General features: G+C 56.9%; 11 protein-coding genes. 7 read left to right on the forward strand and 4 right to left on the reverse strand.

Going from position 1 to position 16,102, the window contains the following annotated elements; translation table 11 throughout:
• Nucleotides 1–2 precede the first annotated feature (2 nt).
• The 5 genes from DSM3645_RS05870 (at nt 3) to DSM3645_RS05890 (ending at nt 7,640) form a co-directional block, all read left to right on the forward strand.
• Nucleotides 3–542 (forward strand): TadE/TadG family type IV pilus assembly protein, encoded by a 540-nt coding sequence (locus DSM3645_RS05870; RefSeq protein ID WP_002651147.1) that lies wholly within the window; start codon nt 3–5, stop codon nt 540–542.
• Between the two features lie 2 nt (nt 543–544).
• A complete protein-coding gene (locus DSM3645_RS05875; protein ID WP_050769314.1) occupies nt 545–1,663 on the forward strand; it encodes a vWA domain-containing protein in 1,119 nt (372 codons plus the stop codon).
• A gap of 80 nt (nt 1,664–1,743) precedes the next feature.
• A complete protein-coding gene (locus DSM3645_RS05880) occupies nt 1,744–3,702 on the forward strand; it encodes a methyl-accepting chemotaxis protein (protein ID WP_002651149.1) in 1,959 nt (652 codons plus the stop codon).
• 234 nt (nt 3,703–3,936) lie between these two features.
• Nucleotides 3,937–6,171 (forward strand): PSD1 and planctomycete cytochrome C domain-containing protein, encoded by a 2,235-nt coding sequence (locus tag DSM3645_RS05885; RefSeq protein ID WP_002651150.1) that lies wholly within the window; start codon nt 3,937–3,939, stop codon nt 6,169–6,171.
• Between the two features lie 11 nt (nt 6,172–6,182).
• Entirely contained in the window at nt 6,183–7,640 is a 1,458-nt protein-coding gene (locus DSM3645_RS05890; RefSeq protein ID WP_002651151.1) for a DUF1501 domain-containing protein, read from the forward strand.
• Between the two features lie 136 nt (nt 7,641–7,776).
• Here the strand turns inward: DSM3645_RS05890 and DSM3645_RS05895 are convergent, their stop codons facing one another.
• The 3 genes from DSM3645_RS05895 to DSM3645_RS05905 all read right to left on the reverse strand — a co-directional run bounded on the left by DSM3645_RS05895 (nt 7,777) and on the right by DSM3645_RS05905 (nt 11,203).
• Complete coding sequence (locus DSM3645_RS05895) at nt 7,777–8,856, reverse strand: glycosyltransferase family protein (RefSeq protein ID WP_002651152.1); 1,080 nt, start codon at nt 8,854–8,856, stop codon at nt 7,777–7,779.
• Between the two features lie 119 nt (nt 8,857–8,975).
• Nucleotides 8,976–9,833: a UDP-2,3-diacylglucosamine diphosphatase gene (locus DSM3645_RS05900; RefSeq protein ID WP_116344371.1), complete on the reverse strand. Its 858-nt coding sequence runs from the start codon at nt 9,831–9,833 to the stop codon at nt 8,976–8,978.
• Nucleotides 9,834–10,228: 395 nt separating this feature from the next.
• Nucleotides 10,229–11,203, reverse strand: a complete 975-nt coding sequence (locus DSM3645_RS05905) for a 3'-5' exoribonuclease YhaM family protein (RefSeq protein ID WP_002651154.1) — start codon at nt 11,201–11,203, stop codon at nt 10,229–10,231.
• A gap of 265 nt (nt 11,204–11,468) precedes the next feature.
• On the opposite strand from DSM3645_RS05905, the gene proS reads away from it, so the two are divergent.
• Nucleotides 11,469–12,989, forward strand: a complete 1,521-nt coding sequence (proS, locus tag DSM3645_RS05910) for a proline--tRNA ligase (protein ID WP_002651155.1) — start codon at nt 11,469–11,471, stop codon at nt 12,987–12,989.
• Between the two features lie 88 nt (nt 12,990–13,077).
• Here the strand turns inward: proS and DSM3645_RS27775 are convergent, their stop codons facing one another.
• Complete coding sequence (locus DSM3645_RS27775; protein ID WP_002651156.1) at nt 13,078–14,118, reverse strand: DUF1559 family PulG-like putative transporter; 1,041 nt, start codon at nt 14,116–14,118, stop codon at nt 13,078–13,080.
• A gap of 507 nt (nt 14,119–14,625) precedes the next feature.
• Here DSM3645_RS27775 and DSM3645_RS05920 point away from each other — a divergent pair.
• Complete coding sequence (locus tag DSM3645_RS05920) at nt 14,626–15,987, forward strand: porin (RefSeq protein WP_002651157.1); 1,362 nt, start codon at nt 14,626–14,628, stop codon at nt 15,985–15,987.
• The last annotated feature ends 115 nt before the right edge of the window (nt 15,988–16,102 follow it).

Genomic DNA, 16,102 nt, shown 5'->3' on the forward strand with positions numbered 1-16,102 from the left:
TCATGTCCCACAAAAACAATCAAATCGCCCTTTGTCGCCTGGCTGAACGCTGTCAGCAAGGACTGCGTCGCTGCTTGAGCGGCGAACCGCAATGCCGCCAGACGCAACCGGCGAAGGGGCGAAAAATTCGACCAACCAAGCGTAGTCGCAGCACGCAGCGCCACGGCGCCGCGATTGTCGAGTTCGCTTTCGCCGCGCCGATTTTGTTCCTGTTCATTCTCGCCAGCGTCGAGTTTGGACGGTTGACGATGATTCGACATACGGCGGACAACGCCGCCTACGAAGCGGCCCGCTATGCGATGGTGCCTGGCGCGACCTCCTCTGAAGCGAAAGAGAAAGCGACGCAGTTGTTGGCGACGATCGGCGCTCGCAAAGTGGAGGTCGACGTCGATCCCGCCGTGCTGCAGCCCGAAACCAAGACAATCACGGTGACCGTCCGCGTGCCGGCCGCAGGCAACAGTTGGGTCGTGCCGAAATACTTTAGCAGCTACGCAATCGAAGCCAAATCGCACTTGGCGACCGAACGCTACAACCCTGAATAGTGATGGCGATGTCAAAACCGCTGAATCGAAAATTAGGTCGCATCTCACGTCGCCGCGGCGCCGTGTTGATCCTGATCGCCGTTCTCCTGCCGGTCATCTTATGGATGGCGGCGTTTTGCGTCGATGTCGCCTACATGCAGTTGACGCGAACCGAGTTGCGAATTGCGACCGATTCGGCCGCACGCGCCGGCGCTCGGACTTTAAGTCTGGAGCAGGACGCGAGTCTGGCCCACAAATCGGCGATTGAGTACGCCGCCAAAAATAATGTCGCCGGCAATACGTTGACTTTGGCGGATAGCGACGTGCAAATCGGCTTGTCGGTGCGGACCGACGACGTGGGACGCTTTACGTTTTCCAGCGGCGGCAAACTGTTGAACTCGGTCAACGTGACCGGACGCAGGACGCAGCAAGCGCCGGACGGAGCGGTCCGCTTGTATTTGACGCCGATCTTCGGCCATGAGTTTTTTCAACCGGTCGCCGACGCGACGGCCTCGCAAATTGACCGCGATATCGCGTTAGTTGTCGATCGTTCCGGCTCCATGACGTTTCGAATTAACAGGAATAGTTACGAGTCAGGCTGGCGCAACAATGATCCCGTGCCGTCCAGGGCCCGCTGGTGGGCGTTGGTCGATTCGGTCGACGGATTTTTGACCGAGTTGGGATCGACCCCGCAATTGGAGTTGGTTTCGCTCTCGACCTATAACAGCAGCGCTAAGATCGATGAGCAACTGACCGACAAGTATTCGCGAATCGAAGATGCTCTCGACGACTACTCAAGAAGATATCCCGACGGTTCGACCAACATTACCGCCGGTATGGATCGGGGGATCTCGACGTTGCAGAACAAAAAGTACGCACGTCCCTACGCTTCGAAGACGATGGTCGTGATGACCGACGGAAATCACAACTACGGCAGCAGCCCAACCAATGCCGCCTACGATGCGGCGAGCGACGACATTGTCGTCCATACGATTACATACAGCGACGGCGCAAATCAGTCGCTGATGAGAGAAGTCGCGCGGATCGGCGGCGGCCAACATTGGCACGCCCCCGATGGCGATGAATTGGAAGAAATCTTTCGCGAGATTGCCCGCAATGCGCCAACGTTGTTGACGTACTAGAGCTTGCTCGCGAGTTGGCGAAAAGTTCGCCTGCTTAGCAGTTACACCTTCAATTTTATTTTCTGGTTAGGAGCGATCGGATGGCCAGCGCAGCAATTTTAGAACAGCCCAAAACGACAAAGAAAACCAACAGCGTAGACGCCCTTCAGCAGGAGTTGAACACGCTCAAAGCGGAACTCGCGGCGATCGGAAAATCGCAAGCGGTCATCGAGTTTGAGTTGGATGGCACGATCATCACCGCCAACGACAATTTCTGCAGTGCGATCGGTTACTCGCTGGAAGAGATCCAAGGGCAACATCATCGGATGTTCGTTACCTCGGAAGACGCTCGCAGTCGCGAATACCTGGAATTCTGGAGCCGCCTGAACCGAGGCGAATATGACGCCGGCGAGTACAAACGGATCGGCAAAGGGGGCAAAGAGATCTGGATCCAAGCCTCGTATAACCCGATCTTCGACGACCGCGGTCGCCCCGTAAAGGTCATCAAGTACGCCTCCGACGTTACCGAACGAAAGATGCGCGCCGCCGACTTCTCGGGGCAGATTGAAGCGATCAGCAAATCGCAGGCCGTGATCGAGTTCAACATGGACGGCACGGTCATCGGTGCGAACGACAATTTCCTGGAGGCTCTAGGCTACTCGCTAAGCGAAATCGAAGGCCAACACCATCGGATGTTCGTCGAGGACGATTATGCTCGTAGCCGCGAATACCAAGACTTCTGGAGCCGCTTGAACAAAGGCGAATACAACGCCGGCGAATACAAGCGAATCGGCAAGGGTGGCAAAGAGGTCTGGATCCAGGCCTCTTACAATCCGATTTGCGACTTGAACGGCAAGCCGTTCAAAGTAGTCAAGTACGCGATCGAGATCACTCAGCAGAAACTCGAAAACGCCAATTTCGCCGGACAGATTGATGCGATTGGGAAATCCCAGGCGGTGATCGAGTTCAACATGGACGGCACGATCATCGGCGCCAATGATAACTTCCTGGGCGCCGTCGGCTACTCGGCGAAAGAGATCGCCGGTCAGCATCACCGGATGTTCGTCGAGGACGACTACGCTCGCAGTCGCGAATACCAGGAATTCTGGAGTCGCTTGAACCGCGGAGAATACGACGCCGCTGAATACAAGCGGATCGGCAAGGGTGGGAAGGAGATCTGGATTCAGGCTTCTTACAACCCGATTCTCGACCTGAATGGCAAGCCGTACAAAGTGGTCAAGTACGCCACTGACATTACGCGTCAGGTTAACTTGCGAAATGACATGTCGCACCTGATCGCCGATGTCATTGAGAACGCGAATCAGTTTTCGTCGAGCGCCGGGTCGGTCAGCGAAACGTCGCAAACGTTGGCGCACGGCGCCCAGACGCAAAGCGCCGCCGTCGAAGAAATTAGCGCTTCGACCCAGGAATTGATCACGTCGATCGGCGGAATTCGGGATCGCTCGGCCGAAACGAATCGTCTCGCCGCCGATACCAATCAAATCGCCGTCGAGGGTGGCTATGCGGTCACCAAGTCGGGCGAAGCGATGGACTTGATCAAAGCTTCGTCGGAGCAGATCAGCGAGATCATTCAGGTGATTTCGGAGATCGCCAGCCAAACGAATCTGCTCGCTCTGAATGCGGCCATCGAAGCGGCTCGCGCCGGCGAACATGGCTTGGGCTTTGCAGTCGTCGCGGACGAAGTTCGCAAATTGGCCGAACGCTCGAGTGATGCGGCGAAAGAGATTTCGTCCCTGATCAAAGAGTCGACGGCTCGCGTCAACAACGGCGTTGAACTCAGCTCGCAAGCCGGCGGAGCGTTGCAGAAGATCGTGACTGCGGTCGAATCGACCTCAAGCAAGATCACCGAAATCGCAACTGCCGCGGACGAGCAGATGAACATGGCCAACGAGGTTTACGGAGCCATTCAACAAGTGGCCGATGTGACCGAACAAGCGACGGCAGCCAGCGAAGAACTGGCCGCCAGCAGCGAACAGCTGGGCGCCCAGGCGACCGCGCTTCGCGATTTGGTCGAGAATTTCAACACGGCGAATAACTAACGCGAAGTTGTTCGTAGATTCCAACTTCTTCCAGCGGCGGCCGGATTTGTACGGCCGCCGCTTTTTTGCGCCTATTTCCCATCACAAGCAGAGAGACCGGTCTGCGAGCAGGGGATCGGCAAGGAAAGAAACGAGAGAAAATAGACTGGACTCTTGCTCCTCTTTCGCTGAAACTGGAGCGTATCGATCGACGATCCCGCCTAGTCTTTCCTCCCACCTACCGCAGGGTTTTCCATGCTTCTGCGCCTCGCCGGCCATTTATCGTTGGCAATTGCATTTCTGTCATGCGTCTTTCCGCTCTTGGCCGAAGAGAATACGCCGCCCAAGATATCTCCCAAGCATGCCACGGAGATGAAAGCGGGACTTGACCTGTTTCGCTCAAGCGTTGGTCAAACCCTGGCGAGCAGCTGTTTGAAGTGTCACGGCGGCGAAAGCGTCAAAGCCGATTTTGATTTGTCGACGCGGGACAAGTTGCTCGCTTCCGGCTATGTCGAACAGGGGGACGCCGCTAACAGCTATTTGATGGCGCTGCTGCGCCACGACGAAGAGCCGCACATGCCGCTGCGCGCCGAAAAGTTGTCAGACGAAAAGATCGCCGCGATCGCCCAGTGGATCGATCTGGGAGCGCCCTACGACAAGCCGCTCGTGGACGCCGCAAAACCAACCGCAGCCGATCAAGACAAAGCGAGCGACTTTTGGTCTTTGCAACCTTTGGCGACGATCGCGCCTTCCGCAGTCACTTCCGACTGGGTGAAGTCTCCCATCGATCGGTTCGTTTGGAAAAAATTGAACGAGCAAGGAATCACGCCCAACCCCACCGCCGATCGTCGAACGTTGATTCGTCGCGCCTATTTCGATCTGCTGGGACTGCCGCCGACGCCGGAAGAAGTCGCCGCGTTTGTCGCCGACCAAGATCCAGAGGCCTATGGCCAGCTGATTGATCGTTTGCTCGATTCGCCGCACTACGGAGAACGGTGGGCGCGGCATTGGATGGATGTCGCACGGTTCGCCGAGTCCTTTGGATACGAGCAAGACACCGATCGACCGCACGCTTATCACTATCGCGATTTTTTAATCCAAGCGTTGAACGACGATCTTCCTTACGACCAGTTTGTCGCTTGGCAATTGGCCGGCGACGAGATCGCTCCGCAAAATCCGCTCGCCCAAATGGCGACCGGCTTCCTTGGCGCCGGCGCGTTTCCGACGCAATTGACGGAAGCGGAGTTTGAACAGGCCCGCTATGACGAACTAGACGATGTCGTCGCGACGACCGGCACCGCGTTTCTTGGGCTGACCATCGGTTGTGCTCGTTGTCATGACCACAAGTTTGACCCGATCACTTCGGCCGACTATTACCGCATGGCGTCGACCTTTACGACCACCACGCGCAGTCTAGCCGAGCTTGACGTGCCGACTGACGCCGCAGCGAAGCCCGTGACCGTGCAAGTGAACACCGAAGGGGGCAAGAAGATTCCGCATCTGGCCGATAGCCGCGGCTTCCCTCACTTTTATACGACGACCCATTTTCTGACGCGCGGCGATGTCGCCCAAAAAGGGGAAGTCGCCGAGTTTGGTTTTCCGGCCGTGCTGCGCGACGGACATCCGCGCGACTATTGGAAAGCGCAAGAAGTTCCCAGCGAGTCGGCTCTCAGCTATCGTCGCACGGCGCTGGCCAACTGGATGACCGATACCGAGGCTGGCGCCGGCGGTTTATTGGCCCGCGTAATCGTCAATCGGCTGTGGCATCACCACTTTGGCCGCGGCATCGTCGCCACGCCGAGCGATTTTGGCGTGCAGGGAGATCCGCCGAGCCATCCGGCGCTGCTGGAATGGTTGGCCGTCGATCTGATCCACAATGGCTGGCGATTGAAGCGAATGCACAAGCAGATCATGACCAGTCAAACCTACATGCAATCGGCCGCCGCCAACGGAGAGCAATTGGCCGCCGATCCGCAAAACGTCTTGCTCTGGCGACATGCTCCGCGTCGCTTGGAAGCGGAAGGAGTTCGCGACGCGATGCTGTCGGTCTCAGGGCAACTCGATCGGACGATGTTCGGCCCCGGTACGCTGGACGAAGGAATGAACCGTCGCAGCGTTTACTTCTTTATCAAACGCAGTCGGCTGATCCCGACGATGATGTTGTTTGATTGGCCCGAGCATCTGGTCAGCATCGGCAGTCGCAGCGAAACGACCACCGCGCCGCAGGCCCTGTCGATGATGAACAGTCCGCATACGCGCAGCTACGCCGAAAGCTTTGCGGCTGCGTCGCCATCCGGTTCCGTGGAAGCGCGGATCACCGCCGCCTATCAGAAAGCGGTGCAGCGCGATCCGACCGAACAAGAACTAAAAACTGCCGCCGCATTCGTCGCCGCTCAGGCCGAACGGGATGGAAGCGGCGGAGAGCAGGGGGCGCTGGTGGACTTGTGCCAGGCGTTGTTCGGTTTGAACGAATTTATTTACATCGACTAAGAGCGATCCCTATGTACGATTTCCAAACGGTGCAAACTCGTCGCCAATGGCTCGCTCGCTGCGGCGGTGGAGCGGGATTGCTGGGCTTGGCGACGCTGTTGCAAGACGAAGGCCTGTTGGCGGCCGAGCGGGGCGCTGCGCTCAATCCTTTGGCGCCCAAGCAATCGCACTTTCCGGCCAAAGCGAAGCGGGTGATTTGGATCTTCGTCAACGGCGGACCTAGTCAGGTCGATACGTGGGACTACAAGCCGGGGCTCGACAAATGGGCCGGCAAATCATTGAAGGAATTTGACGGCACGTTTGAGAACACGACCGGGTTTTTCCAACATCAGGTCGGCAAGCTGATGCCGTCGCCGTTCAAGTTCACGCCGCGCGGCGAGTGCGGCAAGATGGTGTCGGAGATCTTCCCCAAGCTGGGTGAGCATGTCGACAAGATGGCCTTCATTCACTCTGGCTACACCGAGTCGAACAATCATAGCCCGGCGTTGTTTATGATGAACACCGGCATGGCCCGCATGGGGTTTCCCGGCGTCGGTTCATGGGTCACCTACGGCTTGGGAAGCGAAAATCTCGACTTGCCCGGCTTTGTGGTGATGAGCGATCCGCTGGGCCGCGGACTGCCGAAAGGGAGCGCCGCGAATTGGGGCGCCGCTTTCTTGCCAGGCGTTTATCAGGGAACGCATCTTCGCCCTCAAGGCGCGCCGATTGACAATCTCTCGCGACCTGGCGCGCTGTCGGACATGGGGCAACGAGCGCAACTCGATCTTCTCAAGCAACTGAATCAGCAGCATTACGCTCAGCGCCAAGCCGAAGGAGAACTCGCGGCGAGGATCGAGAGTTTTGAGCTCGCCTATCGCATGCAAACGACGGCGCCGGAAGCGATCGATATCTCGCAGGAGTCGGAGCAGATCAGCAAGCTGTACGGTATCGACGAAAAGCAGTGCGGCCACTTCGCCAAACAATGTTTGGTCGCGCGCCGCATGATCGAACGCGGCGTTCGCTTCGTGCAGATTTACTCTGGCGGGATGGAGAACCAGCGCAGCTGGGACGGCCATATCGATATCGAAGGCAATCATCGCCAGTTCGCCGGCGAAACCGATCAGCCGATCGCAGCGCTGCTGACCGATCTGGCGCAGCGGGGACTCTTGGACGAAACGCTGGTCATTTGGTGCGGCGAGTTCGGCCGCTTGCCGATCGCCCAGACCGGAGAAAAGCCGGGCCGCGATCATAACCCGCATTGTTTCAGCGCCTGGATGGCCGGCGGCGGCGTCCAAGGGGGCGTCAGCTACGGCGAGTCGGACGAAGTCGGCTACAAAGCGGCGATCGACAAGGTGCACGTCAACGACTTGCACGCGACGATCTTGCACTTGCTAGGGCTCGATCACGAGAAGCTGACCTACAAATACAACGGCCGTCGCTTCCGTCTGACCGACGTCGCCGGCGAAGTGCTGCATCCGATCTTAGCGTAGATCACTTTATCTGCGTAATCCGCAGCGCGAGTTTTGAGGTTGCGCTATTTAGCCAACCAGCGAAATGTCGCCACGTCAAAACTTGCGTTGGCGCTTCGGGCTGTGACGAAGATTGAACGACGACGATCAACGCGGTCTACGCCGGCAGATGTCGTTGGATCGCGGCTAGCGCCGAGGGATTGCCGTTGATTCGACCGCGGAAGGTCGCCAGGTTTTCGCGAAACATTGCCAAGCGTTCGATGAAACTGGCGAAATGCTTTTTCGAGAAGCTCTCGATCGTCGACCAATCGCCGACGCCCATCTGTCGCAGAAAGTGAGAGTTGATCATTTGCTCGTGATGCGATTCTTCCGGCAGCGCCAAGACCGGTTTGCCCAGATAGATCGCTTCGCCTAACGATTGATTTCCGGCGGCGCCAACCATCGCGTCGCAACCAGCCAGATCGCGGACAAAGCCATCTTCACTGATGTCAAAGAAACGCAGGTTGCCTTGGTCGGGCTGCTTGCCCAAGCCGTAGACGCGCACTTCGCGATCGCAGGTCTTGAGAAGTTCGATCGCTTCCGGCGGCATCGAGCGGCGAACGTACGAGAGGATATAGCCCCCTTCGCTGGTTTTCGCTTGTTCCAGTTCTTTGCGGAGCAGGGGGCCAACCTGAGTGACGCTTTCCCAGCCGGGTCGTAGCGGCGAAGTGAAGAACGATGAGACGACCGTTTCGGCATGGTCGACATGGTGCGCCCTGACCACAAATCCCATCATCCAAGCGTACCACTGCAATCCGCGCGGCAGCGTCGAGAGGTCATAGGCCAGGAGAAAGTCTTGATGATTTAAGCTGACGACCGGCACGCCGACTTTGCTGGCCGCTTTTGGTAGGATCGGCTCGAAGTCAGTAACGACCAGGTCCGGCTCTTCCTGACGGAGCGTGTTGGCCATCTCGCGGGCGAACCCGTTCAGTTTCGCCATGAAGCCGAGGCCGCGATAGATCGATTTGGTCAGATCAAGCCGACCGCGAGTGTAGTAAAACCGGAGCCCCGGAATGCGACGCACTTCGACGTTAGGCGTGGCGGCGTTGTTGTTGTAGATCGGCGCCAAAAAATCGTACGCCTGATCGGGCGCCATCAGCACCAGATCATGTTCTGGTCGAAGCCGTTCGACCATCGTTCGGACGCGAGCGGCGTGTCCGCGCCCTTCGCCCGACATGCTGTAGATGATCTTCGCCACGGTTCGTTCCGTCCATTGAAAGAATAAACAAGTCTCGACAATTCTATCGATCCAGACGCTCAGGCGTCGAGATGAAACAGGCTGTAGACTATCGCGTATTTGCGTTCGATTGGGGGTAATCAGACGGTAGCGGTCGCATGTCGACCTGAACCGACCAGCATGTTGCGGAGGATTTCTCCTTGCTCCAGCACGAACTCGGACGAATCCTCGATCGACACCGGGGTATCTTCGTGCTGCATGTCGACGATCTCTAGGCGGCCATCCTCATACTCTACCAAAGCGGTCGCATTTTCGATCCAATCGCCGGTGTTGCAGTATGTCACGTCGCCGCGCTGATCCATCGCCGGCGTATGAATATGGCCGCAAACCACCCCTTGGCAGTTCAGCTGGCGAGCATGGTTGACCAGATTGGTTTCAAAGTCGCTGACGAAGGTGACCGCCGCTTTGACCCGTTTTTTCACCATCGCGGCCAGCGGTAGGCCGCGCAGCTTGAAGTAGCGGAGCCAGTGATTGACGTGCTGATTGGCCCAGCAAAGTGAGTCGTAGGCGAACGATCCGATGACCGAAAGCCATTTGGCCTTCGTTTCGACCTGATCAAACTTGTCCCCGTGCGTCACCAGAAAGCGACGCCCTTGCGGCGAGCTGTGGATGAATTCGTCGGCAATCTCGACAAAGCCGAAATTGAAGTGGAAGTCGCGTAAGAAGTCGTCATGATTGCCGGGGGCGTAACAGATCTTTGATCCGGCTTCCGACATCTCAAACAAGCGGCTCAAAATCGCGTTGTAGATCGGCTCCCAATGCCAACGCTTGCGTAAGCGCCAACCATCGATGAAATCGCCGACGATGTAGACGTATTGGGGATCGTGCCGATTGAGCAAATCGAGCAACGGCTCGACGCGTGCATAGCGGCAACCCAAGTGAACGTCGCTGATGAATAACGTGCGGACGCGGTTCGTCTTCATGGCTTCGCGAATCACGGCGGGTTCCCTCCCAGCCTTTTTTTCTTTCGGGACAGGTTAGTTTTAGCAGCTCACCATCGATGGCGTCTTTCCCAACCTCTCGAGAAATTGTCGCGTCGGCCCGCGTGCACCACGTGAACGTGGGGTGAATCTCTGGTAAAGGGTTCTTGTAGACTTCTTCAAGAAGTCTCTCTCCTTTCGATGCTCTCTGCGTGGAGGATTGTGATAACCACATACAAGACAGTGGTTTGCGATTGTTCGTATGCGAGGTATTAGGTGGAAAACTTGGCGCATAAAAAAAGAGGCTGGATCGCCGTCCAGCCTCTTTTCGCGTGATTGTAGAAGTTTCGACTTTTCTGAACCGGCCGTGGATCGCCTGTCGATAGAAAAGCTTCGCTGGGGCGAAGTCCGCACTAAGAGCGCGGCGGTTCTCCTTTGTACAGCTTGCGACCGATCGGCGCGTGGTAGATGGTCCAGGCGCTGTCCGTGTTGATGTCTTCTTCGATCAGCTTGCCATAGCTAATCACGTGAGCGTCGAGCGTATCGAGATAGTTGAGCGCGAGGGCTTCCAGCGTCATCGGCACCTTCGGGCTGCCAAATTCGAGCTTGCCATGATGGCTGACCACCATGTGCTTCACTCGCAGCACAAGTTCGTAAGGCATCGGTTCGCCTCCGAGCTTTTCCGCTTCGTGCGCTTTCTCGTCGATGAGCGCCACGCCCATCACCAGGTGCCCAATCAATTGACCTTCGTCGCTATAGGCGAATCCTTTGTCGTAGGTCAGCTCGTCAATTTTTCCTAGATCATGCGTAAACGCGCCGATTAGCAGCAGGTCGGCGTCGATCTGCGGATAGAAGGGAACGATCGCCTGACTCACCTTCATCAGGTTGACGACATGCTCTAGTAGTCCGCCGTGGTAAGCGTGATGGTTCTTCACGCCGGCCGGAGCGCGGCAAAACCGTTGCATGAATTCTTCGTCAATCAGAAAGCACTCGGCCAGATTGCGGAGGTGCGGGTTCTTCATGCCGCGGAGCATTTCGGCCAGCTGGCCGCGGAGTCCGTCGATTTCGGCGCCTCCCAGATGCACAAAATAGGACTCGTCCACTTCTTTGACATCCACCCGCTCGATGCCGCTGACGATGATCTGCATCGCACCGTTGTAGAACTGCGATGTCCCCTGAATTCGCACATAATCGCCATCGTCAAACTTGCGATAGACGTGGTCATTCGCATTCCACATCATGCCGTTGACCTGACCAGACTTGTCGCCGATCTGCATTTGCAGATAGAGATTGCCTTGGCGGTTGGGTCGAAGCTGTTTATTGGAAACGAGATAGACCTCGTCAATCGTTTCATTTTCGCCCAAATTGGCGATTTCGCGTCGCGCCATTTCGCTCTCTCCTTGTGACCGGTTCGGCCATCTCTTCTATCATTGCGTCGTCATGTCGGCGTACAACGCTCGGGAAAACCGGAGGATTCTAGGGGGGGGGGCGTATTCCTTCAAGGACGTAACCCTGCCCAGGAGTGGCATTTAAGCGGAAATGCGCATAATCGCAGAAGAACCGCCAAAGAAGCCGCGTTGTCACCGCGAACTTATATCCCCTAGAATGCGACCTTTACCAATCAGAGAAAATTGCAAGGTTAGAAGCAGATACATGGCGAAGGCTCCTCAAAACGCGATCTCCCCGACGCGAGCCGATGACTATCCCGAATGGTATCAACAGGTGATCAAAGCGGCCGATCTGGCCGAAGTTTCACCCGTTCGCGGCTGCATGGTCATCAAACCGTGGGGATGGTCCATTTGGGAAAACATGCAGGCGGTCCTCGACGGCATGTTCAAAGAGACCGGGCACGAAAATGCCTATTTCCCCCTCTTTATTCCGATGAGCTTTCTGGAGAAAGAGGCGGAGCATGTGGAAGGCTTCGCCAAAGAATGCGCCGTCGTCACGCATCATCGGTTAGAACCGGGCCCCAACGGCGGTCTGGTGCCGGCCGGCAAGTTGGACGAACCGCTGATTGTTCGCCCGACCAGCGAGACGATTATTGGCGCGATGTACGCCAAATGGGTTCAGTCGTATCGCGATTTGCCGATCCTGATCAATCAATGGGCCAATGTGGTCCGCTGGGAACTACGGACGCGGATGTTTTTGCGGACGACCGAGTTCCTGTGGCAAGAAGGTCACACGGCGCATGCGACCGCCGAAGAGGCGATCGCCGAAACCCGGCAAATGCTGGAGGTTTACGCCGACTTCGCCGAGAACTACATGGCGATGCCGGTCATTAAAGGCGAGAAGACTTCGTGGGAGCGTTTTCCGGGGGCTTCGATGACCCTCAGCATCGAATCGATGATGCAGGATCGCAAAGCGCTGCAGGCCGGGACTTCTCACTTTTTGGGACAGAACTTCTCAAAGGCGCAAGAGATCAAGTTCCAGACCCAAGAAGGAACCGAGGAGTTCGCCTGGACGACTTCGTGGGGCGTTTCGACTCGCCTGGTCGGCGGCTTGATCATGACGCACAGCGATGACGACGGCTTGATCGTGCCGCCGCGTCTAGCTCCCAAGCATATCGTGCTGCTGCCGATCTATCGCAGTGACGAAGAGCGCGCCGCCGTGCTGGCCTACGTCGATCAGCTCAACTCGGCCCTGAAAGGGGTTCAGTATCACGGCGCGCCGGTTCGCGTCTTGATCGACGATCGCGATATCCGCGGCGGCGAGAAGACCTGGCAGCACATTAAAAAAGGGGTGCCGCTGCGTGCCGAGATCGGTCCGCGGGATGTGGCCAGCGACAGCGTCTTTTTGGCCCGCCGCGACCAGTCTCCCAAGGACAAAAAAGGGACGCCCAAGGCCGAACTTGTCGCGACGATCACAACGCTGCTGGACGAGATTCAAAGCAATCTGTTCGAGCGCGCGAAGAAGTTGCGTGACGACAACAGTCGCACGATCGACAAGCTGGAAGAGTTGGTCGCCTACTTTACGCCAAAAAACGAAGATCGCCCTGAGATTCACGGCGGTTTCGCCTATTGCCACTGCGCTGACGACAAAGCGGTCGAAGAAGCGCTGAAGAAGCTGAAGCTGACGGTTCGCTGCATTCCGATCGAAGGCGATGTCGAGCCAGGCGAGTGCATCTTCACCGGCAAGCCGACCCAGCGTCGTGCGGTGATCGCCAAAGCGTATTAAGCCGCCGTATAGATCAGGTCTGTCAATGAAAGAGGCCGCAACGAAAGTTGCGGCCTCTTTGCTTTTGAAATGGAGGGAGAGAAATGCGTTACGGCATTTCAAAGACAGTTGCATCGGCCATGCCGTTCAACTGAATCCAGACGATATTGTCGACCGTCAGCGGGATCGCTTTTACCGAGCCGTCACCCATGCCGGTCATCAGTACATTATGGGGCGTCGAAGCGCCAAATTCGTCTGTATTGATACCGGGGTCGGCAATAAATACCGGTGCGATAAGACTCGCTGATGCGGCGCCGGGGACGCCGACATACGACGTGCCGCCATCGTAATCCGCCCACCCCAAAGCTTCACTGTTGTAAATTGTTGGTGAAGCCGTCGGAGCTGTCTTGTAAGCGCCAACGAGTGCGCAACGAGCATAAGCATTCGAGATGAATCGCTCTTCTCCCGACGATGAATCATATCCGGCGACGGTCGCTTCCCCAAGGAAGACCGTGTTCGAGGCTCCATCTTTGATTTGCGAAAACTTGGTCGATCGACCTGGTCGAAAGACGCCGTTCAAGTCCATTCGTGATCCGCTAGCGAGAGCAGTACCGGCCCAATCCGTAGGACGGGTCGGCGACGTAGCGCCATATTGATTGCCGGTCGTCAAGCTAGAGACGCGACCTTCTGAGCCTGCGTAGTTGGACGGTGAGAAGTTGCCCAATTCGGCGCCTGGCTCCCCATTGGCGTCCGACGGACAAACGAGGACTTCTAATTGGGTGTTCAAGAGGCCAGTGTTTCCGGTAGCTCCACCAGAAACGGCGGCGCTGGCGAAATCGAGTCGGTCGTAGAGGGCCGTTTGTTCGATTTGCGGCAAGATCTGAGCAATCCAGCTGAAGTGATGCGCCCCGGAAGTTTCCGAGATGGTCGACGCCATCGGGAGAGCGCCATGCGTTGAGTCATAGTTGGTTAGCGCCAGCAACAAGTTTTTTTCGTTGTTGGTGCACTGAGCGCGACGTGCCGCTTCACGAGCTTGCTGCACCGCGGGAAGCGTCAAGCCGACCAGGATGCCGATGATCGCGATCACGACCAAAAGTTCAACGAGGGTAAAACCGGCGCGCAGGCGGTTACCTGGGGCGTGGCGCATCATAGATAGGAGCCTTCCGAGAAATCTAGTGAACATCGGATGAGGAGTGGAGGAGGAGCTGATCCCGTTAGTTTTCATTGTGCCCCAATTATTCGCACGCCACAAGAGAATTGCCAGGGAGCGCTTCCCGCACGGCGAAATCTGCCCCCCCCTCGAATGTCTAGATTCCGCCCGATTGGTGAATTGTTTCCCCTAGAGGGGTGGATTTAAGGCCGTTTATGACAGTTTTGCGTGGAATGAAGGCGACCAGGAAAGATGCGGCGAGTCTTCTGATTAGGCGGAGAAGTTCTAGCGCCAACTACTTCCTTAGATTCTGTGGCGATTGATCTCGATAAACCCATTAAACCTGCATCAGGTGCGAATGGCTGCGCTCGAGGCGGAATGCCAACGGCGGCGTTACCGAAGCGGAGAATCGGTGGCGTGGCGTTCAAGCTGAAGCAGCCTCAATGGTTTCGCGGAGGCGATTCCCTGCGTCGAATAAGTAAATCCTGGGATTTGGAGGGAGTTTAGATGAAAACGGATTGGAAGACGGCGATGCTCGCCGTCGGCATGCTGGTCGGCTCGACCACGTTTGCCGTTGCTCAACAACCTGGCTATTACAATGCCGGCAAAGTGAGCTACGTTGGCGAACAGGTCACGGTCAGCGATTGCGGTTGTGCCACGGATACGGCCTGCGATTCCTGCGGCGGATGCGACTCTTGCAACTCATGTGGTTGTCAGAGCAGCTGCTGTGGAATCGATTGGTTCCCGTGCTGCGGCCACGGCGACCAATGGTCGTTGTTTGGCGAAAATGATTGTGGCGTTACGATTGGTGGATGGGTCTCCGGCGGCTTTTATGCCAATGCCGGCGGCGTGCGGTCGAACACCGGTAATGAACCGGTCGCCTTCCGCGGCATCTCCAACACGCCGACGGTCGATCAGGTTTGGATTTACGCGGAGAAACTCGCGGACGCCGAAACCTACTGCTTTGACCTTGGTTACCGTGCTGACTTCGTTTGGGGCGCCGATGGCCCTGACACCCAATCCTTCGGTCACGGCGATCGTGACGCTTGGGACAATGGTTGGGACACGGCGAAGGATCTCGGCAGCGGAACGGATCTGTACGGCTCGGCCATTCCGCAGTTGTACGGAACCGCAGCTTGGGGCGATTGGGAAGTCAAAGTCGGTCACTTCTACACCACGATTGGTTACGAAGTCGTTACCGCTCCTGACAACTTCTTCTATTCGCACGCTTACACGATGAACTATGGCGAACCGTTTACTCACACCGGCGCCATGGCCACCTACAGCGGAATTGAAAACTTGACGCTGAACGGCGGTTGGGTTGCGGCTTGGGACACCGGTTTCGACTTCTATGAAGCTGGATCGATGTTCCTGGGCGGAGCCAGCGCCACGCTGAGCGACAAAGCGACCTTGACCTGGCAGTGCGTTGGCGGTTCGTTCGGTAAGAACGGCGGCGACTCGTACATGAACAGCTTCGTATTCGATTACGATCTGGGTTGCGGCTGGAACTATGTGTTCCAACACGACTTGGGCGTTCAGTACAACCTGTTCGACGGCGCCGGCGCTCCTGCGGACAACGCCTACTGGTACGGTATCAACCAATACTTGTTCAAAGAAATCAACGAGTGCTGGAAGGTCGGTACCCGTGTTGAATGGTTCGACGATGAAGACGGTTCACGCGTTGGTAACGGCGCCGGTAGCTACTACGCTTTGAGCGTTGGCGCCAACTGGACCCCGAACGCGAACTTGATCGTTCGTCCGGAACTGCGTTGGGACAAGTTTGACAACAACACCGGCGCCACCCCGTTCTACGACGGCGCCAAAGACAACGGTTTCTTCGGCGGCATGGACGTGATCCTGCTGTACTAAGCGACTGTTGCTTGCTTGTCATACGACAAATCGAAAAGCCGCCAGGGCCGTCCCCCTGGCGGTTTTTTTCGTTCTTGGCGTAGACTAAGAGCCTGCATCCTAAATTTTACGTTTC

It is taken from the genome of Blastopirellula marina DSM 3645 (genome assembly GCF_000153105.1).
Lineage (GTDB): Bacteria > Planctomycetota > Planctomycetia > Pirellulales > Pirellulaceae > Blastopirellula > Blastopirellula marina.